Genomic DNA, 26,092 nt, shown 5'->3' on the forward strand with positions numbered 1-26,092 from the left:
CTTTGGCATTTTCAATTTTCAACTTTCAATTTTCAACTCCTAAAGCACTCCTTTCGTGCTTGGCAAATAATTGCTCAGCGGATCGCGTTTAACGGCCATTTTTATTGCTTTTGCGAAGGCTTTAAAGATGGCTTCTATTTTATGGTGTTCGTTATCTCCTTTGCATTCGATATTCAGGTTGCATTTGGCAGCATCGCTGAATGATTTGAAGAAATGAAAGAACATTTCCGTTGGCATCTCACCTATTTTTTCCCTCTTGAATTCTGCATTCCAAACGAGCCAGTTTCTTCCGCCAAAATCAATCAGAACCTTGGCTTCAGCTTCATCCATTGGTAACGCAAAGCCATATCTTTCCATGCCACGTTTGTCGGTAAGTGCTTGAGCAAATGCTTCTCCAAGCGCTATGCCGGTATCTTCTATTGTGTGGTGCTCATCAATATGCAGATCACCTTTTGTAGCAATAGTGAGATCCATTTTCCCGTGTCTCGCGATTTGATCAAGCATGTGATCAAAGAAACCAAGACCTGTAGAAATATTTGCTTTACCGCTTCCGTCAAGGTTTACTTCCACGTGAATCTTTGTCTCACTGGTATTGCGATCGTGTGTAACAACACGCTGACCAAGTTTTAAAAACTCATAGATCTTGCTCCAGTCGGTAGATTCCAACGCAACAGTTGTTTTGCGAAGGTCTTCCACTTTATCATTTATTTCAGCTCCACCCAAGGTTGCATCTTCATTCAGCCAGATCGCTTTGCAGCCAAGGTTTTTAGCCAGTTGCACATCAGTTATTCTATCACCTATTACAAATGAATTGGCAATGTCGTAAGCAGGATTGTTCAAATATTCTGTCAGCATTCCTGTGCCCGGTTTGCGCGTTGGCGCATTGTCAGCAGGAAATGTCTTGTCGATGTGCACTTTCGAGAAATGAATGCCTTCTCCTTCTAAACTTTTCATTACTAAATTATGCAGCGGCCAGAAGGTATCTTCGGGAAATGCCGGGGTTCCCAAACCATCCTGGTTGGTTACCATTACCAGTTCGTAGTCCAACTCACGGGCAATGCGTCCCATGAATTCAAACATCTTCGGATAAAAAGTGAGTTTGTCAAACGAATCAAGCTGATAAGTAGGCGGTGCCTCGTTTATAAGCGTTCCATCACGATCGATAAAGAGAATAGGCTTCATGGAGAGAAGTAAAAAGTTAAAAATAAAAAGTAAAAAATAGGTTTATGATAATGCTTAGTGACTGAATAATTGAATAACTGAAGTTTACATTCGATTAGCCACGTAGAGCTTCAACCACTCAGTTACTCAGTTAATCAGTTATTCAGTTATTCAATTATTTCTTCGGTCTTGCGGCTTTAACCTCAGCCACCGTTACCGCAGAAGCTTTGTTGCCAAAGCTATTTCGCACGTAGGTGAGCACGTCAGCGATTTGCTGATCTGTTAAAAAGTTGTGTGGCGCCATTACATTGCTGTAGTCTTCGCCTTCCACTTCAACGCCGGAAAGCCCATTCATTACTATGCCAATGAGTTTTTTCTTGTCGCCCAATACAAATTTCGTTTTGATCAAAGGTGGGTTCATACGCGGCGCCCCACCTCCGTCCTGCATGTGACATGCAAGGCAATATGTGTCATACACAATTTTGCCACGATCTTTTGATGCTTTTAAACCTGACTGTTGAGGCAAGGTGAACGCGCAAATAAAAAGACACAATAATGGAAAAATGATTGCTGAAATTATTTTCATGTTGATTGCGGTAGGGGCGAATCGCATTCGCCCTGTCAAATTATTTTTGAAATTATTTTACCAATCGGGATAATAGCTGGGAAATTTAATTTGCATCAGGGCGAATGCGATTCGCCCCTACGGGTTATTTTTTATAAGTTATTCTCCAAATTCTTCCCTGGTTGTCATCTGAAATGTACAATGATCCGTCAGTGCCTTGCGCCAATCCGCAAGGACGATATGTTGCTTTGTTTATATCCGCACCGGCGAAACCATCTGCAAACACTTCCCAGTTGCCGCTTGGCATGCCATCCTTACCAAAAGGAACAAACACTACAAAGTAACCAGCCTGAGGCTCCGGAGCGCGGTTCCATGATCCGTGGAAGGCGATAAACGCACCATTCTTGTATTTTTCAGGGAACATGTCGCCAGTGTAAAACAACAGATCGTTTGGAGCAAGGTGACCAGGGAACTGAACGATGGATTGTTCTTTGCTTCCACAGTCGCCTGCTTTTGTGCGATCGCCGCCATATTCAGGGTTCAGCACTTTTTGTTTTTTTGTATAATCATAGTAGCAATAAGGCCATCCGCAGTCTGAGCCCAATTTCACTTTGAACATCTCTTCTGAAGGATTTTCAGCACCTTCTTTTTGACTATACATTTCAGGATAGAATTGAAACAGTTGATCGCGGCCATGTTGTGTAACATATAGGCTGTTAACGGCTGTGTTCCAATCAAGTCCCATTACGTTGCGCAAGCCAGTTGCATAACGAACACCTTCCGCATAGCTTTGATTTGGTTTGTCAACTTTGAACTGCCAAACGCCTCCTGCTGAATCCAGTATAGGACAAGGCGATTGTCCGGGAGATCCTTTCACTCTGTCCTGCACCTGGCAGCAGTTTGACGGAGCACCAATTGTTACATAAATGTTGCCATCGTTATCTAATGTAAAAGGTTTTGCTTCATGTTGGTGATGATCCCACAAACCGGTGATGATTTTCTCCGGTTGTGCGCCATCTGGCACTTCATTTTTTTCATTTAGTTTATATCGAAAAACTTCTGTGTTGGAAGAAGCATACAAATAACCATTCTTAATCGCCATGCCAGTTCCGATGAAGTTGCCGAATCCAACTGTTTCGTCGAATTTACCATCACCATTTTTATCGCGCAATCTCACAATGCCTTTACCATCTTTCAATTTTTCTAATTTAGCATACAAGTCACCGTTACTGTTCACAAATATGTGACGAACTCTACCAACTTTGTCGGCTACTATCTGACCACCAAAACCGGCTGGCAATTTGATGCCGCCATTGTCCGGATCAGGCACAGGACCATTTGTTGCTACCTTTGTTGTATCGCCGGCGCAAGCGCTCAAAGTAAGCAGGCACGCCATTAAACAATAAAATGATTGTCGAAAAATAGACATGGTGTTAATTTTTGGTAAGGTAAAAGTAAAATATTGATTGTGAAACATTGTTTATATAAGCGGCGGAGAACAATTAAGAATTAGGAATTAAGAATTAAGAATTCTTTAAGGCTGACTTTTGCTATTGATTTGCTACGGAGGGATACGAACGAAAGATTAAATTCACAAAGCAACTCGCATCCGCAACAATTCTTAATTCTTAATTCCTAATTCCTAATTCCTAATTCCTAATTTCTCCCAGTCTCTCCAACAACGCCGCATTCTCCTCCTCGGTTCCAATCGTTATACGCAAGCATCCTTCACACAATTCAACTTTGCTTCTGTCGCGAACTACGATTCCTTTTTCAAGCAAGAAGTTATACGTTCCTTTTGCGTCATTCACTTTTACCAAAATGAAATTGGCATCACTCGGATAAATTTTTTGAACGATAGGTAGTTGTCCAAGCTGTGCAACTAACCCTTCGCGCTGTTGCACTATGGTCCTGATCATTTCGTTTACCTGCTCCACTTCATCCAAAGCCTTCAAAACCAATTCCTGAGAAGCCTGGTTAATGTTGTAGGGAGGCTTGATCTTATTCATCACCTCAATTATTTCCTGTGATGCAAAAGCCATACCGACTCTTAACGCCGCGAGTCCCCAAGCTTTGCTCAGCGTCTGCATTACCAGCAGATTTGGATACTCACTCAATTCCTGCGTAAATGAACGGTAGCGGGAGAAATTGATGTAAGCTTCGTCTATTACCACAAGGCCGGGGAAGTTGTTAAGTACAATTTCCACATCTTCCCTATCCAAAGAATTTCCGGTAGGATTGTTAGGAGAACAAAGCCAGATGATTTTTGTGTTGGCATCAACCAGCGTTTCAAGGTGAACGAGGTCCAGCTGGAAATTGTCCAGCAAGCGTGCCTTACGCACTTCCACATCATTGATGTTGGCGCTTACTTCATACATGCCATACGTTGGTGGGCAAATGATCACATTGTCTTTTCCCGGATTGCATAGCGCCCTGTATAAAATGTCGATACACTCGTCGCTGCCATTTCCGATGAACATATTTTCAACCGGAAGCCCTTTAATCTGTTGAAGTTTTTCTTTCACCTTTATTTGCAAAGGATCCGGATAACGGTTGTACCATTTGATCAATGGAGAACCGTAACTGTTTTCGTTGGCGTCTAAAAATATTTTTGCTTCGCCTTTGAATTCATCTCTTGCAGACGAATAAGGCACTAATTTTTTTATGTTTTCTCTAAGGAGACTATTGAAATTAAACATGATTTTAGTTGTTGTTGGTTAGTGACTCAAAATTGAAAGTTGAAAATTGAAAATGCTTCAAGTGAAACAAGCCTGATCATCTTTAGGCATTTTCAATTTTCAACTTTCAATTTTCAATTAGCCTAATGCTTACTGCATTTCTGTGCGCATCCAGCCCTTCTGCTGCTGCCATTAATTCTACTGCTTTGCCGATTCGATGCAGTCCGTCTCTGCTTAATTTTTGATACGTAATTTTTTTAACGAAACTATCTACACTCACTCCGCTATATGCACGTGCATAACCGTTTGTAGGCAGCGTGTGGTTGGTTCCGCTGGCATAGTCACCCACACTTTCAGGAGAATAATTTCCAAGAAATATAGAACCTGCATTGATAATTTTTGCAGCAATTGCTTCGTCATTTTCGCAGGCAATGATCAGGTGTTCCGCCGCATATTCATTTACGAGATCAATGGCTTCCTGAATGTCTTTTACAACAATTGCTTTGCTGTTTTCAAGCGCTTTTGTGGCAAGCTCTTTTCTTGGCAATACTGATAGCTGTTTATCCAGTTCCTGTTGTACTTTTTCAACAAATGAATTGTCCGTTGTTACGAGCAACACCTGGCTGTCCACACCGTGTTCCGCTTGAGAAAGCAAATCGGCGGCTACGAACGCTGCATTTGCGGAAGCATCGGCCAACACACAAACTTCGCTGGGACCAGCCGGCATGTCGATGGCTACACCGTCTTTTTGTATCAGTTGCTTTGCGCAGGTTACGTATTGATTGCCGGGACCAAAAATCTTAAAGACTTTTGATATCGTTGCAGTTCCATAGGCCATGGCGCCAATAGCCTGTACACCACCAACTTTAAAAACATTGGTAATGCCAGCCAATTGTGCCGCATATAATATTGCCGGATGAAGTTTCCCTTTTTTGTTTGGTGGTGAGCATAAAACAATTTCTCTGCAACCGGCCAGCTTCGCGGGAATACCAAGCATTAAGATAGTTGAAAACAAAGGCGCTGTGCCGCCGGGAATGTAAAGTCCCACTTTTTCAATTCCTACACTTTTGCGCCAGCATTGTACACCGGGCATTGTTTCAATTATTTCAACCGCTGATAGTTGTTTGCTGTGAAATGCTTCGATGTTCTTTGCTGCAAGTTGGATGGCTTCTTTCAATTCTGCCGTCAACAAATTTGTCGCGTCCGCAAATTCATCCGCTTCTGCTTTGATGGCCTTTAATTCAACGCCATCAAACTGTTTTGTGTATTGTTGTACCGCTTCATCTCCACGCTGTTTCACTTCATCCAACACCTTCTTCACCGTAGTTTCCAATGCTGTATTATCCAGCACAGGGCGTTGTAAGAGACTGGGCCATTCGGCGCGATTGGGGAAAAGAATGTTTTTCATTTTAGTTGAGAGTTGAGAATTGAGAGTTGAGAGTTGGGTTCCGACGAACTCTCAACTCTCAACTCTCCATTCTCCATTAATTAAATGATCATTTTTTCAATTGGCACCACCAATATGCCTTGTGCGCCTTTGTCTTTCAGTTGTTCGATGATATCCCAGAATGTGTCTTCACTCAGCACGCTGTGTACAGAGCTCCAGCCTTCTTGTGCCAAAGGCAATACAGTTGGGCTTTTCATACCGGGAAGCAATGCGATGATCTCTTTCAGTCTGTCATTCGGAGCATTCAGCAACACATATTTGGTGCGCTTTGCTTTTTTAACCGCCTGAATGCGAAACACCAGTTTTTTCAATAATTGCTGTTGCGCTTCGTTGAGTTTATTGTTCTTGATTAAAACTGATTGTGATTGCAAAATGGTTTCTACTTCTTTCAAACCATTCATGAACAGTGTAGAGCCGCTGCTTACGAGGTCGCAAACAACATCGGCCAAACCTATGCCGGGAGCGATTTCTACAGATCCGCTGATTTCGTGGATCTCTGCATTTACATTATTGTCGCTTAAAAATTGTTTTGTGAGGAAAGGATAGCTTGTTGCGATGCGCTTGCCTTCCAAAGCTTTTACGCTTTCATATTCCTGGCCGCGGGGAACGGCAATTGCCAGGCGGCATTTACCAAAACCAAGTTGTTCTACAATGGTGGTTTGTTTGTTTTTTTCATACAGTACATTTTCACCTACAATGCCAACATCTGCTACGCCATCTTCTACATATTGAGGAATATCATCGTCGCGTAAAAAGAAAACCTCGAGTGGAAAATTATCCGATTCTGTTTTCAGGCGATCCTTTACATTGCGAAGATCGATTCCACACTCGGCGAGAAGTTTTACCGAATCCTCATACAATCTTCCCGATTTCTGAATGGCAATCCTAAGTTTTGTCTGGCTCATAATGACTTTTTGAAAGAGGCTTAAAATAAAAAAAGGGCTCACATTTGTAAGCCCTTCTCTGTTTGTTTTATTCGTTTAGATACATAACAACATCATCGGCTTACCCGTTGGAGATAAAATGATGATGATGGATATGTATGTTTATTTTCATAATTGTGACGCAAATGTAATTGATTCATTTAAAGAACCAAAGTTTTTTTTGAATTTCATACAGATTTCACACAGAGATTTTCACGCAAAGGCGCAAAGGGAAAACAAAGGCCGCAACGGATTTCACGCAGCGAACGCAACGGAGCGGCGATGCGGCGGATGATTTTGGTGAAAGGGTTCGTGCTGTTGAATACCATTACTTCGGCTCAGATGGTTGTGTATTTATTTCTAAATCCGTGGAAGACAAACGTGCATTTTCATATTCTATCACGCCGTTTAAAATGGCTTTTGCTACTGTTTCCTGATTTGGAGTTTGGGTTATGAAATTCCTATCGTTTGTGTTGGAAAGATATCCGCACTCAATAAGAATCGTTGGGCATTTTACTGCGTCCAATACCCATATGCCCCTTTGGCTTCTTTGCTGCAATTGTTCCTTAATGCTAACCACATTCCTGAGGGAGGCCACCATGTAATTACCTAATATTTTTGATTGGGCATTGCTTTCATTTTTTCTGGAAACATAAATCTTAAACCCACTACTATCTGTAGAACCAGAATTGTCTGACTTTACATCCGTGTGAAGAGAAACGAACACATCGGCTTTTGACTCCTCAGCAATTTGTGTTCTTTTTACTAGCCCTTCATTAATCTTTGTCGTATTGCCGGGAAGTTCGTCCTTGTCACGCGTCAAAATCACGTTAATGTTGTACTGTGGCGCTATCTCTTTAACTTTTTTGGCCAGCTCAAGCACTATGTCTTTCTCGTGATAACCGCCGCCCGAAGAACCTGGGTCGACACCTCCATGACCGGCATCAATTACAACGTTTATTGGTTTATTTACACGCAATTTGTACACCGGAAGCGGACGTGCGTTTATTGAAATCAATGCAATGAGCATTAACGCAAATGGCAGCGATAGTGTACGACTCCAATAGCTAAGTGGCTTCTTTGAAAATTTGGTAAGCATGTTAATCCTCCTTTTTAAATGTGATTGAAAAAAATAATGGTTGATGGTTCTTTGATTATTTTCAATAGCAATTTCCACGATAAGTTCCATGTAGGGAATCGCTTCGTTTTGCCCGATCGCATAGTCATCCGCTAAAAATTCGTGAATGGCCTTCAATTCTTTATTGATCAAAAAGAAGAAAGGGTTGATCCAGCACAGACTACAGGCCACCTCAAGAAAAATATTGTCCAATGTGTGGCGCTGTTTTACATGACACATTTCATGTTTGAGAATCTGGGCTCCATTTGAAGTTGTTTGATCAATTTTCGCATTCCAGTAAATAGCATTGAAAAAGGAGAACGGAGCATCCTCTTCATTTGTGCTGTACAATCGAACCCCGTCTTTTATCGTGTAATCGTACTTTTTTGACAATACTATAACGTGCATGACTGCTTTTACCAACCGGTACAATAACACCACACAAACCAGGCAATACAGCAAATACATTGCAGTTTCAAGGTTTACCAAACCATGCGCTGCTTTGCTTTCAATCATTACGCCATCGCTTTCTCCATAGTTTGTCGTCACCACTTGCAAAGTTTTGTATAAAACAGGCTGTGCCTCCTGAAAAGAAAAGGTCAAAGGAATTTTTACAAACGGGATTACCATAGAAATTACAACTGCAAACAACAGATAAAACCTGTTGAACCTATGATGGCTTTGGTTTTTGAGAAAGAAATGATAGTATGCGAACAACAAGCCGGAGCAAATAACCATCTTGACTAAAAACAGAAGTGCTGTCATTTTGAATTCTTTTTAGATGATTTAATTTGGTTTAGCAACTGCTCTAACTCTTCGGTACTGATTTTTTTCTCATTTACAAAGTGAGAAAGCAATTTGGAAGGCGAGTTTTCAAAGTATCCTTTAACTACCTGGTTTACAGTTTTCTTACCATACGCTTCTTTGCTTACTGCGGGAATGTATAAGTTGTTTCTTCCATGCACTTCTGTAGTCACGAATCCTTTTTCACCCAAAACCTTGAGCACTGTTGCCACGGTATTGGAATGCGGTTGCGGTTCGGGATGGTTCTGCAAAATGTCCTTTAAAAAACCTTTCCCCAATTGCCAAAGGATCAGCATTATTTGTTCTTCAGCCTTGGTAAGCGATTTCATGTATAACTATTTTTATAGTGATACAATAGTATAACTATATTTCTAGTTATGCAAGGATTTCAAAACTTTTTTTTGCACGCAGGGGATTTCACGCAAAGGCGCAAAGGGAAAACAAAGGCCGCAAAGGGTTTCACGCGGCGAACGCAGCGGAGCAACGACGCAGCGGAACGGTTGGGTGCAACGTTTCGTGCTGATGAATAGCATTACTCCTGTCGAACGGAGCGTCGCAAGTAATGATGCCCAAGGCTCAAATGATCATTCCAACATTCTTAAATCCGCTGCGTCGCCGCTCCGTTGCGTTCGCTGCGTGAAACCTGGGGAAATAAAAAAGACGCTGCAGTTGCAGCGCCTTTCCAGAAATTGAGATGTATATTATGATTACATTTTCTTTGCGTCTTCTAGGAATTTTGCAAGACCTATGTCAGTCAAAGGATGTTTCAACATGCCTAAGATTGGATCAAGCGGGCAAGTGCAAATGTCAGCACCGGCTTCAGCACATTTTACGATGTGCAAAGAGCTGCGGATAGATGCGGCCAAAATTTCAGTTTTGAAGCCCTGGATAGAGAAGATGTTTGCGATTTGAGCAATTAACTCAACCCCGTCCCAGTTGCTGTCGTCGATACGGCCGATGAATGGAGAAACCATCGCAGCACCAGCTTTTGCAGCCAAAATAGCCTGACCAGCAGAGAATACCAGCGTACAGTTTGTACGGATACCGTTGTCAGTGAACCATTTGATTGCTTTAACGCCGTCTCTTATCATTGGCACTTTCACCACGATATTTGGGTGAATAGCGGCTAATTTTTGTCCTTCTGCAATAATTGCATTGAATTCAGTAGAAAGCACTTCAGCACTGATATCACCGTCTACGATCTCGCAGATGGTTTTGTAGTGGTTCATAATTGCTTCTTCACCTTTAATGCCTTCTTTTGCCATTAAAGATGGATTGGTAGTAACACCGTCAAGGATACCAAGATCGTGAGCTTCTTTGATTTGCGCGAGGTTAGCGGTATCAATAAAAAATTTCATGGTAGTATATAGTTTGTTTAATCAAGAGCTTAATACAACGTGCTAATAAATTGGGGTATGAAGATAAGCAAAAATGGAAAAATATTATTAGCAGTTAAGTCAACACAGAGTAAAATAAAAAATGGCAGGCTACTCACATCGCACCGCTACAACCACCTACCCTTGCTGCCTTCCGGCCCTGGGGGAGTTCAGTAGGAGCTGGTCGTGTAAGACCTGCCGGCGCAAAGATAGGGGAATGGAAATTATTTTTTAGTGAAGTTTTTGAAATATTTTTTTCTGATATGCGTGGGAAGACTTTGAATTAATAATTAATAATTAATAAATAATGAGGTCAAATTCGTTGCTAAATGCAGCACTATTACACGATTGAGCATAGAATAATCAAGCCATTGGTGTCGATGCTACACCTATTAATTCTTAATTATTAATTATTAATTGCTGTACCCCTGCCTTCCCGTAATTGAGTTCACTTGCGTTACGTCCACCAGCTCGTCTGCCCGGTCGCTTAACGAGCGATAGTATACCAAAATAGTGTAGCTATTTTCTGTTTCCCAATAATTGCCTTCGGTGTGGCTGAAATCAGATCTGGGTTTTGCTTTGTCTACTGTTATGTATGAGTAGTCGTAATAGGCTTGTTTTAAAAACAGTGACGTTTCATACAAGCCCTTATCTGCATTGTAAATCATTTTGGCTTCGGGATCCAATCCATAGTTGGTCAATTCTCCAAAAAGATAGAGATCCCTTCCGTCAAACGGATGCCCGTCAGGTGTGCGGAAACTAAAATTCACCTTAGCGTAGTCTGCCTGCCATAAGTAATTCACGCTTTCGGTTACGTCGTTATAATATCTTCCGTTGTTATCCTGGTAGTAGAGGAATGGCTGCTTCTCCCTGTCGAGGTCTGTTTTCACATAAATGTCGGTTCCATCCTTGCGGTAATCAGCGTGGGTAACGCGATCGCTCTGAAGACGGAAGCTGCGCAGGTCGAGCCAACGCCACTCGCGGCCGCCGGGAAATATGCAGTCTTCTTCTGTATTGTAAGCAAGTTCATTTTTACGGATAAAGGTTGGTTTGATGTTGCAAATCGCATTGTCCCAACGGTAGTTTTGGAGAATGCACACTTTTATCTGTTGCATCGGATTTACAAGATCGAGCGTTTTGGTATTTACCGTCATTTGAATCTTTTGATGCGTAGTGAAATACTGCCCGTTGAAAGGTTGTTGTATCTGTGCTATCGCGGCTGCCTTTGGGTCCACTACCAAAAATCTTCTCGTAAACAGCAGCTGTGATGTATCGCCGTTTGCATATACTTTCAGTATGTAATTTCCCGAACGGGATAGGGAACTGTTATTCTCCGGAAGAACGGCCTGGTAATGGGTGTATTTTGTTAGTGAAACTGACGAATTGCGATAGGTCAGCAACCGGTTTGATACAAACCCTCTTATATAGTCGAGCTGACCAAGTATAGCCGGCGTCCAGTCTGCGTTACAAAGCTGATAAGTGTAGGAATAATCAGCCACTCCCCCATCCAGGTCATCGAAATGAAGCTCCATTTTATCCCCGCTGTTCAGGCCCAGGATCGGATAGCCTATTTGATTTCCATATGGGTACAGTTTTATGTTTTTGATATTGTCCACATAAGTGTATTCGGGTTGGGCAAGCCCACAGTCAACAATACCACAAACAATGGCAAACAATAGGATGAGTTTTTTCATAAACGCAAGATAAAGAATAGTTGAAAATGGAAAATTGAAAGTTGAAAATGAGGAGGAACGCAGATTCTAAAGATCTCTATCATTTGTTTTGACATGAACAATATCATAATAAATCATCAAAATCATAACAATCTGCGTCCCATTTTCAATTTTCAACTTTCAATTTTCAATTACCCCCCATTTTCAACTTTCAATTTTCAATTTTCAATTCCCATTTGCCTATTTTTGAAAATCACAAAACCAACAAATTGAACATTTCATCTTTCATAGCGGGGCGGATTGCGTTTAACAAGCAGCGGTCGTTTTCCCGATTTATTATACGACTGGCGATTGCGGCGACTGCCATCAGCGTAGCGGCAATGATTGTGACGATTGGTTTTACAAATGGCTTTCAACATGCGATCAGCCAAAAAATCTTCGATTTCTGGGGACATATCCGGGTGCAGCATTTTGAGCCCAGCAAAGTTTCTATTGCGGAGGAGCTTCCCATCCAGAAAAACGATACTGTCTATTCTACTTTAAAGAAAAACCCTGACGTTGAAACTGTTCAGGCTTTTGCAACGAAGAACGCCATTCTCAAAACCAGCGAAGGCATGGAAGGCGTTTTATTTAAGGGTATAGAAAAAGATTATGCATTCAAAAATGTTCAGTCGTTTTTGGTAGAAGGAAGATGGCCCTCATTTCCCGATAGCAGTTACAGTAATGATATTGTGCTTTCTACCTACACAGCCAAGCAACTAAATCTAAAACTGAACGATCCCATTCTTGTATTTTTTATCCAGTCAGACGGTTCGCAGCCACGTGCGCGGAAACTAAAAGTCTGTGGCATTTATAAAACCGGCATCGAGGATTATGACAATAAAATTGCCATTGGCGACCTGCGCCTTATTCAACGTCTTAACGATTGGAAGAATGATGAAATAGGTGGCTATGAAATCTTTTTGAAAGATTATAAAAAAATGGATTCGGTGAACAATGATATCTTTTATCAACTGCCTCAAATGTGGAACAGCCGCACGATGCGGGATATCTATCCGAATATCTTTGACTGGCTCAATCTGCAGGATAAAACAATTGAGATTGTTATCATCATTATGATCATCGTAGCGGTGCTTAACCTGATAACATGTCTTCTGATTCTCGTGTTGGAAAGAACTAGAATGGTAGGCGTTTTGAAAGCGATCGGCGCGCCGGACAGCATGATACAAAACATTTTCTTATACAACGCAACGCTCATTACAATCGGCGGGATTCTTATCGGCAATGTGATCGTGCTTTTGTTTTGCTGGCTGCAAAATAAGTACGGCTTCATTTCACTTCCGGAAGAAACCTATTATATTTCCAAAGCGGTAATTGATATTGAGTGGTGGCATGTGGTACTGGTAAATGCAGGAACGCTGCTGGTTTGTTTTCTGGTGCTCATCATTCCAACGTTCATTGTGAAAAGGATACAACCGGTGAAGGCGATACAATTTAGGTAATTGAGAGTTGAGAATGCAGAGTTGAGAGTTCACAAGAACTGTAGACTCTACATTCTCAACTCTCCACTCTCAATTCTCAACTAAAAAATATGATAATCGACGATTTACAAAATGCGGACAACTACAAAATCCTTGGAGATAGACTAGCCAAAGGTTTGAGTTATTTGCAAAAAACAGATTTCACTTCCCTGGCTGCAGGCAAGTACGAAATAGAGGGTGATAAAATTTTTGCCATTATCAGTGAGTATAACACGATCGATACTGATAATGAAAAAATGGAGGCTCATAAAAAGTACATCGATATTCAATACTGGGTGAGCGGTGCCGAAAAAGTGGGTCATGATATTTTGAAGAACCAGCCGCTATTCCAGGAATATGATACGGAAAAAGACTTTTTACTTGTAGGCAATTTCCCTTCTTATTTTTCGGTGATGCAGGCCGGCATGTTTGCCATTTATTTTCCGTGGGACCTTCATATGCCGTGTATAAAAATTGATGGCGCTGCTGCTGTTAAAAAAGTGGTGATTAAAGTATCTGTTTAATTAAGAATTAAGAATTAGGAATTAAGAATGCTTTGTGCGCAGCGTATCTCATTTTTTCGAACAGTTTTTATGCTCAAGATTAGTAAGACATGATTGCAGGTCAAGAATTCTTAATTCTTAATTCCTAATTTATAATTCCAATTGAATCGGCCGTTGACAACCGCTCCGAATGCATCGTTGCATGAAAGAAGTATTTTCCGGATACTTCTTTTTTATTTGGTTAATCGCTGCAAAAAAAGCCTTTTTTATATCACCCGATTGGTCGTGAATGGTATCTTTATGTACCTAGTGTTTATGAGACGAGTATTCTTACTACTAATTTGTTGTCTTTTGCTGTCAAATGTGTTTGCTCAATACTGTACCAATCCGGGGCAGACTCCAGCAACCGCATTTCCTGTGTGTGGCAACTCGGTTTTCCAACAGAATACTGTTCCACTATGTGATACCAAACCAATCTATGTTCCGGGTTGCGAGGGCACGGGTGCTTCCTACAGTGGCAAAAATCCATACTGGTACAAATTCACCTGCTTCGAGGCCGGTACGCTGGCTTTCACCATCACTCCCAATGCAGATAATGATGACTACGACTGGCAATTATTTGATATAACCGGGCGCAATCCGGATGATGTTTTTACAACAGATGCTACAACTGCCAAAGCCATAACGGTTTCAAGCAATTGGGCCGGAACATATGGGAAAACCGGCGCGTCTATTAATGGTGTTGGCAATTATCAATGCGCCTCTGACCCCGTAAACAATGTGCCCACTTTTTCCAAAATGCCTACGCTAATTGTAGGGCATACGTACCTTTTACTGGTAAGTCATTTTTTGGATACACAAAGTGGTTATGGTTTATCATTTTACGGTGGTACTGCTGTTATCACAGACACTACTCCTCCCCGATTAAAAGCCGCTTACATTGATTGCTCACATACCCAGGTCAATATCAAGCTAAATAAGCGAATGAGTTGCGCATCGCTTGCAGCAAATGGCAGCGACTTTATTTTGAATTCATCAGTGGCGGCAGTAAAAGGCGCCACAGGTGCCAATTGCAATGGCGGCTTTGATATGGATTCGCTGACTGTTTCATTCGACAACGAACTGCCACCGGGCAATTATACCATCAGTATGCAAAAAGGCACCGATGCCAATACATTGCTGGACATTTGTGAAACGCCCATTCCCGAGGGCGACAATCTGAGCTTTACTGTATATCCGAAATTGCCTACGCAAATGGATTCTCTTGGAACACTGAGTTGCGCGCCGCAAACCATTTCTGTTTTCTTTGATCACAAAATAATTTGCAACACCGTTAAAGCCGATGGCAGTGACTTTACAGTCACCGGTACGTATCCAGTTACAGTGTTATCTGCGAAAGCTATTAACTGCGATGCAAATGGCGTCGCTCCGCAGATTGACGTTACATTGTCGCAGCCTTTACAAACAACAGGAAATTTTACAATCGTGTTGAACAATGATCTTAACGGCAACACAATCATTGACGAGTGCGGTCAGGTTGTACCACCTTCTTCCCTGCCGTTTTCAGTGAAAGATACAGTGAATGCTGCTTTTACGTATGTTGTCGGCTGGGGCTGCCAGCGCGATTCTATTCAGTTTTTCCAGGCCGGCGCAAACGGCATTAATCAATGGAAATGGAACCTGGATGAGAATCAATCGAGCACTATTCAAAATCCACGCGGTTTGTATAGTGTGTTTAGTTCAAAAAATATTCAGTGCATTGTAAACAATGGCTTCTGTAGTGATACTTCTACTCAAACTGTTTTGCTGGATAACTATCTGAAAGCAGATTTCGAAGTACCGCTTGATAACTGTCCACTTGAACCAATTCAATTTACAGACAAAGCGGTGGGAAAAAACATTACCCGCAACTGGGCGTTTGGCGACAATACAGATGATGCCGACAGCAGCCCGGTCCATGTGTACAGCCGTGTGCTGCGCACGACCATTTTCACAGTGCGCTATACTGTTACCGATCAGTATGGCTGTACAAGCACGATTGAAAAACCGATCAACATTTATGCAAGTTGCATTATAGATGTGCCCAATGCATTTACGCCTAATGGGGATGGCAACAATGACATGCTTTATCCGCTCAATGCAGTGAAAGCCACTAATCTTGACTTTAAAGTCTACAATCGCTGGGGACAATTACTCTACTCAACATCCGACTGGAAACGTGGATGGGACGGCACTTTCAGCGGACAGCTGCAACAACCGGGAATGTATGTCTGGGTGCTTTCTTACGATGACAGGGATTCCAAAAAACATTTTTTCAAGAAGGGAACCGTTATGTTAATGAGATAATTTTAAAATTTGAAGATTGAAAATAAGGAACGCAGATTTTCATGATTGTCATGATTAGTTAAGATTTTTTGATTAAAAATTTGACATTGGCTATAAAAAAGGCGAAGCGATCTGTTTAGATCGCTTCGCCTTTTTTATTTTATGAATACATTTCTGCTTCTATATCTTCTGGTTCTTCTTCCTGCGATTTTTGTTCTATTTCACTTTTGATGGTTGGTGCGATTATCAGTCCAATTACAAAGCCACTTACAAGGCCGCCAATGTGGGCAGCATTGTCAATTCCACCAGCGAAACCCATCGCCAGGTTGAAGCCAACAAATATTAGCGTACTGGTAAGAAAAGCTTTGTTGAGCGCGGCGGGAAAGACCTTTTTGAGCAGTAGTGCCAGGAACACGCCGTACATACCGAATATGGCTCCTGAGGCACCAACACTTACCGTCGCTGCATGCCACCAAATACTGGCTATGCTCGCAAAAATTCCTGTTACTATGTAGAAGATCGCAAATCTTCGTGTGCCAATAGCAGGTTCAAGAAATAAGCCTACAAACACCAATCCAATCATATTGGCAACAATGTGCATAAGGCCGCCATGTAAAAATGTGCTGGTCAGTAAGCGCCACCATTGCCCGTCTGCAACAAAAGGCCTGAAGTTTGCGCCCCAGTGTAATAAGTCTGTAGCTTTAAATGATATAATGCCCAATCCTGCAAAAACCATAATGAAAAAAACAAGAACATTCAGGTCAATTAATATTGGAGTCGCATAATAGCCGTGTCTGGGAATAAACATCTCAAGCGTATCCTTTAAAGAAGTCGACTCTTCTTTTTCTTCAACTCCTTTCAGGAACCGGTTCAATTTGTCGTCATCAAAATGTGGTATTGCGACAAAGACAAGAAAGATCATTGCCCCAATGCCGAACGCTTTAAATATCCATGGAAACGTTTCTCCATTACGGTTTTCAAAAGGCTCGTTGTACGCAACAAACACGACCGGTTTTTCACTGGTCAAAAAAGTGTTTTTAGCAATAGCGGCATTGAAGCCGTCATGCTCTTCTGTATTTCCTAACCTTTCGAGATACACAAACTTTGTAAAATCTGTGCTGTCAAATGTAACCTGCGTTTCTTCTGCAAAGGCATGGTATTTGGCATCTTTCTGTTCATCACTTATATGGTTGTTAATGCTCTCGGAATATTTTTTGACAAGCCAGCATTCACACTTCTTGTTTGCAGTGTCGGCTACTTTCTCATACAAAGGCATTGCAACAAAAATGGAGAAAGTTAATGTACCATTACTTTTTCCCGACACATTAGATACGGGATATACACTTACATGTGCTTTATCGATGTAGCGGTTCTGCAACGAATAATATTTTGTTGCAGTAGAGTCATTGTACTGATCAATACTTTTTAATGCGGTGAGCTTGCCGGTTGCTTTTTCGAGATATTCCTGTGATATAATGGTAGGAGCTGCTATGGCCAAAACGGCAATAAATTGGAAACCAAATGCAGCGTTTTCTTTTTTAAGTCTGAGCAAATTTATCCTTGGCCTTAACCATATTAATACAGGAATCCATGGCAGCGCAAACGGGAGCCATAAGTTTATGACCATCTGTTTTAACGAGCCAAAATTTCCTTTGATGATAATTGCCCAGTTGAGAAATGTGTAAAGGAGAATAAAGCTAGTGGCAATAAGCAGAAAGGGTAAATAGATGAGCCGCAGCTTCTCTTTAAACTGATTCATAGTTACGGTATTTCGGTTTATTAATTAGGGGTTCGCTCAAAAATAAAGGAAACCAGTTGAAATTACTATCCTTCAATCAACAAAAAAGTGAAGGTTAATATAACCGTTTGGAAGTTAACATCGGGCATATGAAAAATTATTTTTCTATCACACAGAAGTAAACAAGCGCGCCAAAGACTAAGAGGTTTATGATGTAGCCGGTCCAGATATTTCTATGCTTGTACTCAGGTTTGAGCTGCTCAGAATACTTGCCCGCAAATCCTTTCAACAGCCAATAGAAAGCGGCGCCGAGCCATTTGGATGTAAGTTTTTGGAAGATAGGTTCGTTTGCCATTAGTGGTTTGTAATAACAATTTATTTTACTCTGGTGTAAAAAATCGGTTTTGCCGGAGTCTTATTTGTGCAGGAATAACTTCTTGCCAGTCTGTTTCTATTGAAAGCTTGTATTGATGTGCATCCACCAAATATGTTGGGATTTGGGAGGCTGTCAAAGGCAACCAGTATGAACCCTTTTGAATAGCGCCATGTCCCAGGATAGGTTATCCCTTTCAGTTTACCATCAACGTAGTGTTGCCGAACGAGAGAAAAGGTGTGATCTTTTTTCAGCGATAGTGTATCGAACACATTGCACCATTGACCATAAAGCCTTTTTTCGCTCACTTTACAACGCGTAAAAAGCAGCAGCGTTAACATTGCCGCTAAAAAAATTCGAAGGTTCATGGTTGCAAATGGGTTAACATTAATATTCTCTCGTTTGAATAGCTACAGGTTGCGGAAAACAAACTTAGTTCATTCTAATTTCTGAAGCGCTTGTGTTATTTCCTTAATCAATCTTTCATCGCCATAGTATGAGGGATCTTCCTTTCTCCATTCTTCATTGGGTTCATAAAAATCAAATATATAGGCCGCGTCTGTTAATATATCATTGATATTTTCATCTTCTATGGAATCATCCTCCCACACTGCATGTTGAAATTCCTTTATAATTAAAATACGTTCTTCTCTTGAAGAGATTAAAGCATTGTTTAATAGTTTCTTTAGCTTATTTATAATCATTCGTTTTTCAATTAAACCAAAATACTCCAACACCGGTCATTATTTTGCATAATGGCTCCAGACACAATATAGACATGCAATCTCAATAAAAAAAGGGCAGACGTTTTGTCTGCCCGAATGAACCCCATTGATTATTGACTACCAAGTTTACATTAGTTTTTGTCCCACCAAAGAGCAGTGGCACCATTGTCTGAACCTCCAAGCAGTTGTACCGCTTGCGCATAACCTGTTGGGTTTGTTGCCTTCTCAGTAGAAGAAAATTCAAGACGACGTACGCCTTTGTTGGTGTCTATTACACCCTGGCTATCATTTTTCTGTACTTTGAAAATTTTAGGATAACCGGTACGGCGTTGCTCTGCCCATGCTTCGCAACCTTCAGGAAATCCTGCGATCCATTTTTGTGTAATGATCCTTTCCAGTTTGGTCGCGTCAGATGCATTATCATCCCACATTGGAGAAATTGTAGACGCCGCGTTTGTATTTAAAATTGTCGGTTGATAAAGGTCCACATAGTTAGCAGGAACAGCTGTTGATTTAAGATAATCGTCTATGCCGCCTGCGCCCCACTGTGCAAATGATTTGGTTACACCATCTTCGTAAAACTGTTTAACAGTTGTATTACCACCCATGTTCCAACCTTTCAATTTACCTTCTGCTTTAAGGAACGAAACCTCTGCAGCGGTCATCAAAACAGCCGGTGTTTCTGTTGTAATATTCAAAATAGAGTGGTTGATGTAAGTTTTCTCATCAGGATAAGGAATTCCTGATCGGATGCCTTTGAATGCGCCTTTTGCAAGAGGATCTGTAGCGGCCACAAAATATTTCGGTTCTCTTGGATCTTTGTAACCACCAAGGATAGATTCCATATTTGCACTCATTTGAATGTCTTGCCAGCTTGGGCTGATCGCACCCAGTGGGTTTGTATAACCCTGGCCGCTAATGGTAAAGTTATCAGCGTTTGTGGCAAGCATGCCACCTGGATCTGCTATCGCTGCTTCCGCTTCTGCTTTGGCTTTGTCCGGATTTGCTTTTGAAATACGAATTGCCAAACGCAATCTCAAAGAGTTGCCAAACTTGATCCATTGTTTTAAATCACCACCGTAAGCAAGGTCGAAGTTGGAGAACCTGTTCAATGTAGGATGCGCCTGAACAAACGCTTCCAGTGTGCTTACACCTTCTTTCAAATCAAGGAAGAACTGGTTGTAAGCTTGCTCTTGTGAATCGTATGTACCGCCTGTTTCGCCTTCGCCATAATGGGTGTACACAATAGGACCATACTGGTCTGTGATGCGGTGCATTACTTCTACTTTAAGAATCTTTGCAATGGCGTAGAAGTCAGGATACACATCTTTTGTTTTTTCTTCAGCATGCCTGATCGGAAGCATGGTATAGGAGTAAGTATAATCCCATGCCGCAAAGTTCCAACCATCCATTAAGAAGAAAGTGGTGTTGTTGATACCACCCGCAAAGTTGTGGCGCGTTGCCATGTAGCCCGAAAAGATATCGGCATTCAGGTTTTGCGTAAGCTGGTAGGTCCAGTCCTTACCCGCACCGAAGTTGTAGTTAAAGAAAATGCCTTGTTGTATTTGCGGATAGTAACCTCCAACATCGTTGAAGTCTGCCGCTAACTGATCGGGATAGGCACTAACAGGATCAGTATTATATTTTTCAAAATTTTTGGTACAGGAGGTGCCGAATAACATCATAGATGCCACTGCCGACATACAACCTATTCTCCATTTATTGCGATTCATAGTAGTTATGATTTAAAATAGATTAAAGAAGTAATTTAACATTGAAACCGAATGTTCTTGTAGCTGGCATTCCGAACACATCCACACCTTGCAGATCGTTTGTTGTTGACAAAGATGCATCTGTGTCGTATGGAGCTTTTTTAGTCAGATAGAACAAGTTTCTTCCGGTTAATGAGAAATCTAATCCTTTTACAACTTTATTTGCAAATACTCTTGATGGAATTGAATAGCTCAATGATAATTCTCTCAAACGAGCTACTGTTGCATCATAAACATAATATTCAGTAATACCTGAGCGACCACCCACTCTGCTGTAGAATCCTTGTACATCTGTTATTTTTTTGCCTTCCAGCGTAACAGAACCTGCGGCCCTTGCATCGCCTGTTACTTTAGACACACCCTGAAGGTCCAGGTCAGCTTGTGTTAAAGAAAGTACGTTTCCTCCGAAACGACCGTCAAACAATAAGTATAAAGAGAACTGTTTGTACGTTAGCGTGTTTGCCCATCCTAAATTGAACTTAGGAGCAGAGTTCGCAATTTTCATCCAGTCGCCATCGCTTTTTTGTGGCAGGCCACCTGCATCATATGTAATGTTACCGTGTGAATCTCTCGCAAATGTTTGGCCGTAGATGTCTCCAATTGAGCCACCTTGTTCCAGGCGCATTTGATAGTTGTTGGATCCCTTTTCTCCGAAGAAGAACACTGGCAGTCCATCAGGCATTTCAACAACCTTGTTCTTGTTGGTAGCGAAATTTACGTTTGTCTTCCACTGGAAATCTTTGGAGGCTACAGGTGTTGCGCTCAATATTACTTCCACACCCTGGTTTTGAATATCTCCACCATTTACGTAGTAGAAAGGAAATTTAGCTGTTGGCGCAGAAGCCACTTTAAACAACTGATTGCGGGTGTTGGTTTTGTAGTAAGTAACGTCAATGCCAAAACGATTATTGAAGAATCTCCACTCAGTACCCAACTCAATTGATTTGGTTTGTTCTGGTTTTAACTCTCCGAAAGGCGCTGTTGAGAAATCCTGTTGAACACCGCTTGCCGTGATTTTTTTTGCGTTATAATTACTTACGTAAGGATCAAGTGCATTACCCACTTCCGACCACGCCCCTCTTACCTTGGCGAAGCTGATCCATGATGGCATTTGCATCATATCAGTCAACACTGCAGATAACCCGATTGAAGGATAGAAGAAACCTTTTTTCTCACTGTTTGTAAATGCCAGTGTGGAGGACCAGTCATTTCTTCCTGTTACATCGAGGAACAAATAATCTTTAAATCCTAGTTGTGCAGTTGCAAAAACTGATTGCATTTGCGTGTGAACATTACCTTCTACAATGTAACCATTGCTGAGGTTCATGTTAGCAACAGTGAAAATGTTGGCAACATACATGTCTCCAGGTCTTGAGTCAAGACGAAGTTGTTTTGCTTTGCTGTCTGTAATACTTGTACCAACTACAGCGCTTAAAGAAAGGTTGTTGTTATATTTTTGATTGTAAGACAAGATCAAATCGCCGTACAGGTTATTCTCGCGATTAGTGAAGGTGATATAACGGCCTCTGTTTGCAGGGCTGGTTAAAGAAGGGTGTGTGCCAGCGTACATTTTCTGATTGTAGTCGTCAGAAATAAAGTCGTAGTTACCTCTTGCCTGCAAAGTGAAGTTGTTATTCAACTTGTAACTCAAGATAAGATTGGTGATCGCACGTGCGCGGTTGTCTTCGCTTGGCAGTTTGTTTGTTAGCCACCATGGATTCTGGTCCATATCGCTATAGCCAACGTACCAGTTTTGAAGCATCATGTTTCTTGTAGAATCAAATACTTCGTAGTGATCTTTGTACGGTTGAATGTTTTGACCACGAGTGAAGTGATACAAACCAACCAATGGATTGTTATAGAAACCGCCCGGAGTAGGTCTGTTCTTTATACTTTGTTGAATCAAATTCACATTACCATCCACTTTCAATTTGTCATTAAAGAACAATGAAGTCTGGTGGAAGGTCAGGTTGTTTTTACCATACTTATTTCCGTCGATAATGCCTTTTGCAGAAGTGTTGGCATAGGAAACATAGGTTTGATTTTTATCATTACCAGAACTCAATGCAATAGAGTTAATGCCGGTAATTCCTGTTTGAAAAAAATCTTTTGTAAAATCATCACTTCCACTAATCGCTTTACCCCAGCTTGTTGCAGCTAAAGTACCGTCTTGCCCTACACCTCCATAGCTGCTTTGAAACTTAGGCAATGTGGCCGGTTTTTCAAATGTGGTATTTGAGTTAACAGTTATAGAAGCCCTGCCAGCTCTGCCTCGTTTTGTAGTGATCACTACCACGCCGTTTGCAGCCTGGGTACCATACAATGCAGCAGCAGCAGGTCCTTTCAACATGTTCATGCTTTCTATATCGTCTGGGTTCAGGTTAGAAATACCGTCACCCGCATCGCGACCTGCAGCATCATTTGTACCACCAATTGTTGTAGAAGGTTGCTCTGAGTTGGAGTTTGAAATAGGCATACCGTCTATAACGTACAATGGTTGGTTATTACCGGTAATAGAGCGGCTACCGCGGATCAACACTTTTACAGATCCACCCAGGCCAGAAGCACTTTTATTAATGGTGACACCTGCAGCTTTACCTGCCAGGGCGTTCATCATGTTTGGATCCTTGGCTCTTGTAAGTTCCTCGCCTTGTACTTGTTGGGTAGCGTATGTTAAAGATTTGGCTTTCTTTTGAATACCCAAAGCTGTTACTACAACTTCAGTCATTTGCTGATTGCCTACAACAAGAGCAACATCAATTGTACCGTTGCTTCCTACTGTTACTTCCTTTGCTGAATAACCAACGTAAGAGATCACCAGCACGTCGCCTTTCTTCGCCTGAATGTTGTATACACCATTGGCGTCTGTAGTTGTGCCTTTGGTAGTTCCTTTAATGGTTACAGTTGCGTTGGCTACAGGCGTTCCGTCTGGTCCTGTTACCTTACCTGTGATAGGATCGGCCACCACCATAGAAACATTTGAAGTTTGTATGGCCAGGTCCATGCCATCCAGCGGAACATAATTGAGGGAGGTTCTTTTTTTGTCTTTGTCAGATAAGATCACATAGGTCTTATCATTTAGTTTCTTGTACTTGATGCCGGTATTTGACAATACTTCATCAAGAATTTTTTCAGTAGCTTCTTTTGTGTCGCCCAATGGGTTTACCATTTGGTTTGCGAGAGATTGTTCTGAGAAAAGAAAATAAACACCTTTTTGTTTGTTTAATTCTTTAAGAACAGTGAAGAGCTTTGCTTTTTCAACATTAGTGTCCTGGATGGTAAGTCCATGTGATTTCTTGTATGCATCTGTATTGCTGCGAACGTACGAGTAGCTGTTCTGAGCATTTGTTGCTGTTACAGCTAACATTTGGGTCGCGAGCAAACACCCAAACAGATGGGGCAGAGAATACTTCTTTCTCATTTTTGCAAGTTTTAGGCAGTTATTAGTTTTTGTGTATGTTTACTTTTTTCCTATGGCGCAGCAGGGCGTCCCCCGCGTTTTCAATTAAGAATTAGGAATTAAGAGTTAAGAGTTCTTTGCGTGATGTACTCTAAATCTAAATCTGAATGTCATGGTTATAACAATCGAAATTGCGTTAGGCACAATTCATAATTCTTAATTCATAGTTCTTAATTCCTCAACCTTTCGGCTGAGTTATTATTTTATAATAATGGTGTCTTCTTTCTTCTCTATAGACAGATCAACATATAGTAGTTGTAAAGCTTGTAACAATACATCAAGGTTCTCGTTTGACATTACACCACTTACGCCGTCTGGTGTTTTAGTAGAAGCGCTTGGTTCAACCTGCACTTTCATACCGTAAGTTTCCTCAATCATTTTTGCAACATTCTCGATACTTGTGTTTTCAAACAACATTTTCTTGTCTTTCCATGCTGTTACTGAATTGGCGTTTGGCAGTGGTGTTTTTTCCGGTGCGTTATCTTTCATCTCCACATAATCACCCGGCACCATTTTTATTTCTTTGCCATCTTTTCCTTTAATGGTCACACTTCCCTCATTAAGCAACACGCTTGTTTTACCGTCGCGGTTGATAACGTTGAATTGCGTACCGGTTACTATGATGTCAAATCTGTCAGTATGTACAATGAATCTGCTTTTTTGAGGAGTTTTTTTAACGTGGAAATAGGCCTCTCCTTTTAACCAAACCTCACGCTCGTTTCCTTCCTGCCAACCCTTTCCGTAAGAGATGCTGGTGTGTGCGTTCAGCGTTACTTCAGATCCATCCGGTAGTACTTTCGCGCTTACTTCGCCGTACTGGGTTTGGATGGAATTTGATTTCGTGCCTGTAAACATCCAGATGGCGGCAACTGCCAATATTATGGCCGCTGCAGAAGCCATCCACCAACGAATGGCCCTCGATCTCATGTTTACCACTTTGCTTTCCGTAAGACCCTCGAGGCTTTGTTGCAACCTGCTGTAAGAAGCTTCTACTTGCGCCTGTGCAATCGATTTTTCTTTCAATTGCAGATTTTGCAACCATTCAATCGCATCTTCTACTGCAGGCTTCCAGTCAGGGTGATTATTGAGAATTTGTTCCCAATCGCTGACTGTTTCAGGGCTAGTCTTAAAATACCAGTCTAAAAATTGCTGGTTCTGTAAAATGTCGTTAACGTTAACCATCTTTAAAGTGAATATTCCTATGAAAAAAACATGTTCTTACACTTATAGTACTCGTTTGTAATTTTTTGTAACTATTTTTCTGAAAATATTTTTGCTTTAAACCATTTTTAATCTTTTTTTGCTGTCTAACGTTATTGCAAAGATTAAGAAACACTTATTCGCCTAGATTAACTTGAGTGATCCACTAACTGATACAACTTTATGGGAACGCTATAAAAGCGGCGATCAGCAAGCTTTTGGACAATTGTTTCAGAGACACTATACGTCTCTGTTCCAGTTTGGTATGAAAATTACCAGCGACTCCATATTATTGGAGGACACTATCCAGGAACTTTTTATCGAACTCTGGCAAAACAAGAAGCAAACTGAAGTCCTCTCCGTTAAGGCCTATCTTCTGAAGTCGCTCAAGTATAAGCTCATGCGGGGGCTGAAAAAAAAGAATGGAAATGCAACCGGTGACCTGCAGGATGACATGCTATTCGAACTGAGCCACGAAACCTTTTTAGTAGAGCAGCAGGAAACTGAAGAAAGAAAAAAGATCGTTCTGAATGCTTTCCAGCAGCTTTCCAATCGCCAAAAAGAAATCATCTACCTCAAGTTCTACCAGAACCTCAGCTACGAAGAAGTCAGCGAAATCATGAACATTAACTACCAGGTGGCGAGAAATCTTCTCTACCAATCTGTGAAGGCGTTAAAGAAGATTTTGACGGCGCTTATAGTGCTTTGGCTTGTGAGATGGCAGGGATAAGT

General features: G+C 41.4%; 21 protein-coding genes and 1 other RNA gene. 4 read left to right on the forward strand and 18 right to left on the reverse strand.

What is annotated here, in order from left to right:
• Positions 1 to 39: 39 nt before the first annotated feature.
• From hisB to KTO63_RS15710, 11 genes are all read right to left on the reverse strand, one after another.
• Positions 40 to 1,182, reverse strand: coding sequence for a bifunctional histidinol-phosphatase/imidazoleglycerol-phosphate dehydratase HisB (hisB, locus tag KTO63_RS15660; protein WP_217792314.1), 1,143 nt, complete (start codon positions 1,180 to 1,182; stop codon positions 40 to 42).
• Positions 1,183 to 1,336: 154 nt separating this feature from the next.
• On the reverse strand, positions 1,337 to 1,747 hold the full coding sequence (locus KTO63_RS15665; RefSeq protein WP_217792315.1) for a c-type cytochrome: 411 nt from the start codon (positions 1,745 to 1,747) through the stop codon (positions 1,337 to 1,339).
• 124 nt (positions 1,748 to 1,871) lie between these two features.
• Positions 1,872 to 3,155 carry a PQQ-dependent sugar dehydrogenase gene (locus KTO63_RS15670; protein ID WP_217792316.1) on the reverse strand — a complete coding sequence of 428 codons (1,284 nt, stop codon included), beginning with the start codon at positions 3,153 to 3,155 and terminating at the stop codon, positions 1,872 to 1,874.
• A 220-nt stretch (positions 3,156 to 3,375) separates the two neighbouring features.
• The gene (gene hisC, locus KTO63_RS15675) at positions 3,376 to 4,425 is read right to left on the reverse strand and encodes a histidinol-phosphate transaminase (RefSeq protein ID WP_217792317.1); all 1,050 of its coding nucleotides are present in this window, start codon (positions 4,423 to 4,425) and stop codon (positions 3,376 to 3,378) included.
• A gap of 106 nt (positions 4,426 to 4,531) precedes the next feature.
• Complete coding sequence (gene hisD / locus KTO63_RS15680) at positions 4,532 to 5,812, reverse strand: histidinol dehydrogenase (protein ID WP_217792318.1); 1,281 nt, start codon at positions 5,810 to 5,812, stop codon at positions 4,532 to 4,534.
• 80 nt (positions 5,813 to 5,892) lie between these two features.
• Positions 5,893 to 6,756 carry an ATP phosphoribosyltransferase gene (gene hisG / locus KTO63_RS15685; protein ID WP_217792319.1) on the reverse strand — a complete coding sequence of 288 codons (864 nt, stop codon included), beginning with the start codon at positions 6,754 to 6,756 and terminating at the stop codon, positions 5,893 to 5,895.
• A 346-nt stretch (positions 6,757 to 7,102) separates the two neighbouring features.
• The gene (locus KTO63_RS15690; protein ID WP_217792320.1) at positions 7,103 to 8,656 is read right to left on the reverse strand and encodes a M56/M15 family metallopeptidase; all 1,554 of its coding nucleotides are present in this window, start codon (positions 8,654 to 8,656) and stop codon (positions 7,103 to 7,105) included.
• Entirely contained in the window at positions 8,653 to 9,024 is a 372-nt protein-coding gene (locus tag KTO63_RS15695; protein ID WP_217792321.1) for a BlaI/MecI/CopY family transcriptional regulator, read from the reverse strand. Before KTO63_RS15695 ends, KTO63_RS15690 begins: the two co-directional genes overlap by 4 nt.
• 378 nt (positions 9,025 to 9,402) lie before the next feature.
• Entirely contained in the window at positions 9,403 to 10,053 is a 651-nt protein-coding gene (gene fsa, locus KTO63_RS15700; protein WP_217792322.1) for a fructose-6-phosphate aldolase, read from the reverse strand.
• Between the two features lie 119 nt (positions 10,054 to 10,172).
• An RNA gene (gene ffs / locus KTO63_RS15705) (signal recognition particle sRNA small type) lies at positions 10,173 to 10,272 on the reverse strand.
• Positions 10,273 to 10,484: 212 nt separating this feature from the next.
• Positions 10,485 to 11,765: a type IX secretion system plug protein gene (locus KTO63_RS15710; RefSeq protein ID WP_217792323.1), complete on the reverse strand. Its 1,281-nt coding sequence runs from the start codon at positions 11,763 to 11,765 to the stop codon at positions 10,485 to 10,487.
• Between the two features lie 248 nt (positions 11,766 to 12,013).
• Here KTO63_RS15710 and KTO63_RS15715 point away from each other — a divergent pair, with 248 nt between their 5' ends.
• The 3 genes from KTO63_RS15715 to KTO63_RS15725 all read left to right on the forward strand — a co-directional run bounded on the left by KTO63_RS15715 (position 12,014) and on the right by KTO63_RS15725 (position 16,113).
• Entirely contained in the window at positions 12,014 to 13,246 is a 1,233-nt protein-coding gene (locus KTO63_RS15715) for an ABC transporter permease (protein ID WP_217792324.1), read from the forward strand.
• Between the two features lie 89 nt (positions 13,247 to 13,335).
• A complete protein-coding gene (locus KTO63_RS15720) occupies positions 13,336 to 13,788 on the forward strand; it encodes a YhcH/YjgK/YiaL family protein (RefSeq protein ID WP_217792325.1) in 453 nt (150 codons plus the stop codon).
• Positions 13,789 to 14,082: 294 nt separating this feature from the next.
• Positions 14,083 to 16,113, forward strand: a complete 2,031-nt coding sequence (locus KTO63_RS15725; RefSeq protein ID WP_217792326.1) for a T9SS type B sorting domain-containing protein — start codon at positions 14,083 to 14,085, stop codon at positions 16,111 to 16,113.
• A gap of 139 nt (positions 16,114 to 16,252) precedes the next feature.
• On the opposite strand, the gene KTO63_RS15730 is transcribed toward KTO63_RS15725, so the two are convergent.
• From KTO63_RS15730 to KTO63_RS15760, 7 genes are all read right to left on the reverse strand, one after another.
• Positions 16,253 to 17,851 carry a rhomboid family intramembrane serine protease gene (locus KTO63_RS15730; protein WP_217792327.1) on the reverse strand — a complete coding sequence of 533 codons (1,599 nt, stop codon included), beginning with the start codon at positions 17,849 to 17,851 and terminating at the stop codon, positions 16,253 to 16,255.
• Positions 17,852 to 17,987: 136 nt separating this feature from the next.
• Positions 17,988 to 18,185, reverse strand: a complete 198-nt coding sequence (locus KTO63_RS15735; RefSeq protein WP_217792328.1) for a hypothetical protein — start codon at positions 18,183 to 18,185, stop codon at positions 17,988 to 17,990.
• 20 nt (positions 18,186 to 18,205) lie between these two features.
• Positions 18,206 to 18,571 (reverse strand): hypothetical protein, encoded by a 366-nt coding sequence (locus KTO63_RS15740; RefSeq protein ID WP_217792329.1) that lies wholly within the window; start codon positions 18,569 to 18,571, stop codon positions 18,206 to 18,208.
• A 69-nt stretch (positions 18,572 to 18,640) separates the two neighbouring features.
• Positions 18,641 to 18,940 carry a hypothetical protein gene (locus KTO63_RS15745; protein WP_217792330.1) on the reverse strand — a complete coding sequence of 100 codons (300 nt, stop codon included), beginning with the start codon at positions 18,938 to 18,940 and terminating at the stop codon, positions 18,641 to 18,643.
• A gap of 119 nt (positions 18,941 to 19,059) precedes the next feature.
• The gene (locus KTO63_RS15750) at positions 19,060 to 20,661 is read right to left on the reverse strand and encodes a RagB/SusD family nutrient uptake outer membrane protein (RefSeq protein ID WP_217792331.1); all 1,602 of its coding nucleotides are present in this window, start codon (positions 20,659 to 20,661) and stop codon (positions 19,060 to 19,062) included.
• A 22-nt stretch (positions 20,662 to 20,683) separates the two neighbouring features.
• Positions 20,684 to 24,121, reverse strand: a complete 3,438-nt coding sequence (locus KTO63_RS15755; protein ID WP_217792332.1) for a SusC/RagA family TonB-linked outer membrane protein — start codon at positions 24,119 to 24,121, stop codon at positions 20,684 to 20,686.
• A 237-nt stretch (positions 24,122 to 24,358) separates the two neighbouring features.
• Positions 24,359 to 25,342, reverse strand: coding sequence for a FecR family protein (locus tag KTO63_RS15760; RefSeq protein ID WP_217792333.1), 984 nt, complete (start codon positions 25,340 to 25,342; stop codon positions 24,359 to 24,361).
• Between the two features lie 172 nt (positions 25,343 to 25,514).
• Between KTO63_RS15760 and KTO63_RS15765 the strand changes: the two genes are divergently transcribed.
• Positions 25,515 to 26,090, forward strand: a complete 576-nt coding sequence (locus KTO63_RS15765; RefSeq protein ID WP_217792334.1) for an RNA polymerase sigma factor — start codon at positions 25,515 to 25,517, stop codon at positions 26,088 to 26,090.
• The last annotated feature ends 2 nt before the right edge of the window (positions 26,091 to 26,092 follow it).

This window comes from Pinibacter aurantiacus, assembly GCF_019130065.1.
GTDB classification, from domain to species: domain Bacteria; phylum Bacteroidota; class Bacteroidia; order Chitinophagales; family Chitinophagaceae; genus Pinibacter; species Pinibacter aurantiacus.

Excerpts from the sequence above, each read along its gene's own strand:
- hisB (WP_217792314.1), bottom strand. The coding sequence starts at position 1,182 with ATGAAGCCTATTCTCTTTATCGATCGTGATGGAACGCTTATAAACGAG.
- KTO63_RS15665 (WP_217792315.1), bottom strand. The coding sequence starts at position 1,747 with ATGAAAATAATTTCAGCAATCATTTTTCCATTATTGTGTCTTTTTATT.
- KTO63_RS15670 (WP_217792316.1), bottom strand. The coding sequence starts at position 3,155 with ATGTCTATTTTTCGACAATCATTTTATTGTTTAATGGCGTGCCTGCTT.
- hisC (WP_217792317.1), bottom strand. The coding sequence starts at position 4,425 with ATGTTTAATTTCAATAGTCTCCTTAGAGAAAACATAAAAAAATTAGTG.
- hisD (WP_217792318.1), bottom strand. The coding sequence starts at position 5,812 with ATGAAAAACATTCTTTTCCCCAATCGCGCCGAATGGCCCAGTCTCTTA.
- hisG (WP_217792319.1), bottom strand. The coding sequence starts at position 6,756 with ATGAGCCAGACAAAACTTAGGATTGCCATTCAGAAATCGGGAAGATTG.
- KTO63_RS15690 (WP_217792320.1), bottom strand. The coding sequence starts at position 8,656 with ATGACAGCACTTCTGTTTTTAGTCAAGATGGTTATTTGCTCCGGCTTG.
- KTO63_RS15695 (WP_217792321.1), bottom strand. The coding sequence starts at position 9,024 with ATGAAATCGCTTACCAAGGCTGAAGAACAAATAATGCTGATCCTTTGG.
- fsa (WP_217792322.1), bottom strand. The coding sequence starts at position 10,053 with ATGAAATTTTTTATTGATACCGCTAACCTCGCGCAAATCAAAGAAGCT.
- KTO63_RS15710 (WP_217792323.1), bottom strand. The coding sequence starts at position 11,765 with ATGAAAAAACTCATCCTATTGTTTGCCATTGTTTGTGGTATTGTTGAC.
- KTO63_RS15720 (WP_217792325.1), top strand. The coding sequence starts at position 13,336 with ATGATAATCGACGATTTACAAAATGCGGACAACTACAAAATCCTTGGA.
- KTO63_RS15725 (WP_217792326.1), top strand. The coding sequence starts at position 14,083 with ATGAGACGAGTATTCTTACTACTAATTTGTTGTCTTTTGCTGTCAAAT.
- KTO63_RS15730 (WP_217792327.1), bottom strand. The coding sequence starts at position 17,851 with ATGAATCAGTTTAAAGAGAAGCTGCGGCTCATCTATTTACCCTTTCTG.
- KTO63_RS15735 (WP_217792328.1), bottom strand. The coding sequence starts at position 18,185 with ATGGCAAACGAACCTATCTTCCAAAAACTTACATCCAAATGGCTCGGC.
- KTO63_RS15740 (WP_217792329.1), bottom strand. The coding sequence starts at position 18,571 with ATGAACCTTCGAATTTTTTTAGCGGCAATGTTAACGCTGCTGCTTTTT.
- KTO63_RS15750 (WP_217792331.1), bottom strand. The coding sequence starts at position 20,661 with ATGAATCGCAATAAATGGAGAATAGGTTGTATGTCGGCAGTGGCATCT.
- KTO63_RS15755 (WP_217792332.1), bottom strand. The coding sequence starts at position 24,121 with ATGAGAAAGAAGTATTCTCTGCCCCATCTGTTTGGGTGTTTGCTCGCG.
- KTO63_RS15760 (WP_217792333.1), bottom strand. The coding sequence starts at position 25,342 with ATGGTTAACGTTAACGACATTTTACAGAACCAGCAATTTTTAGACTGG.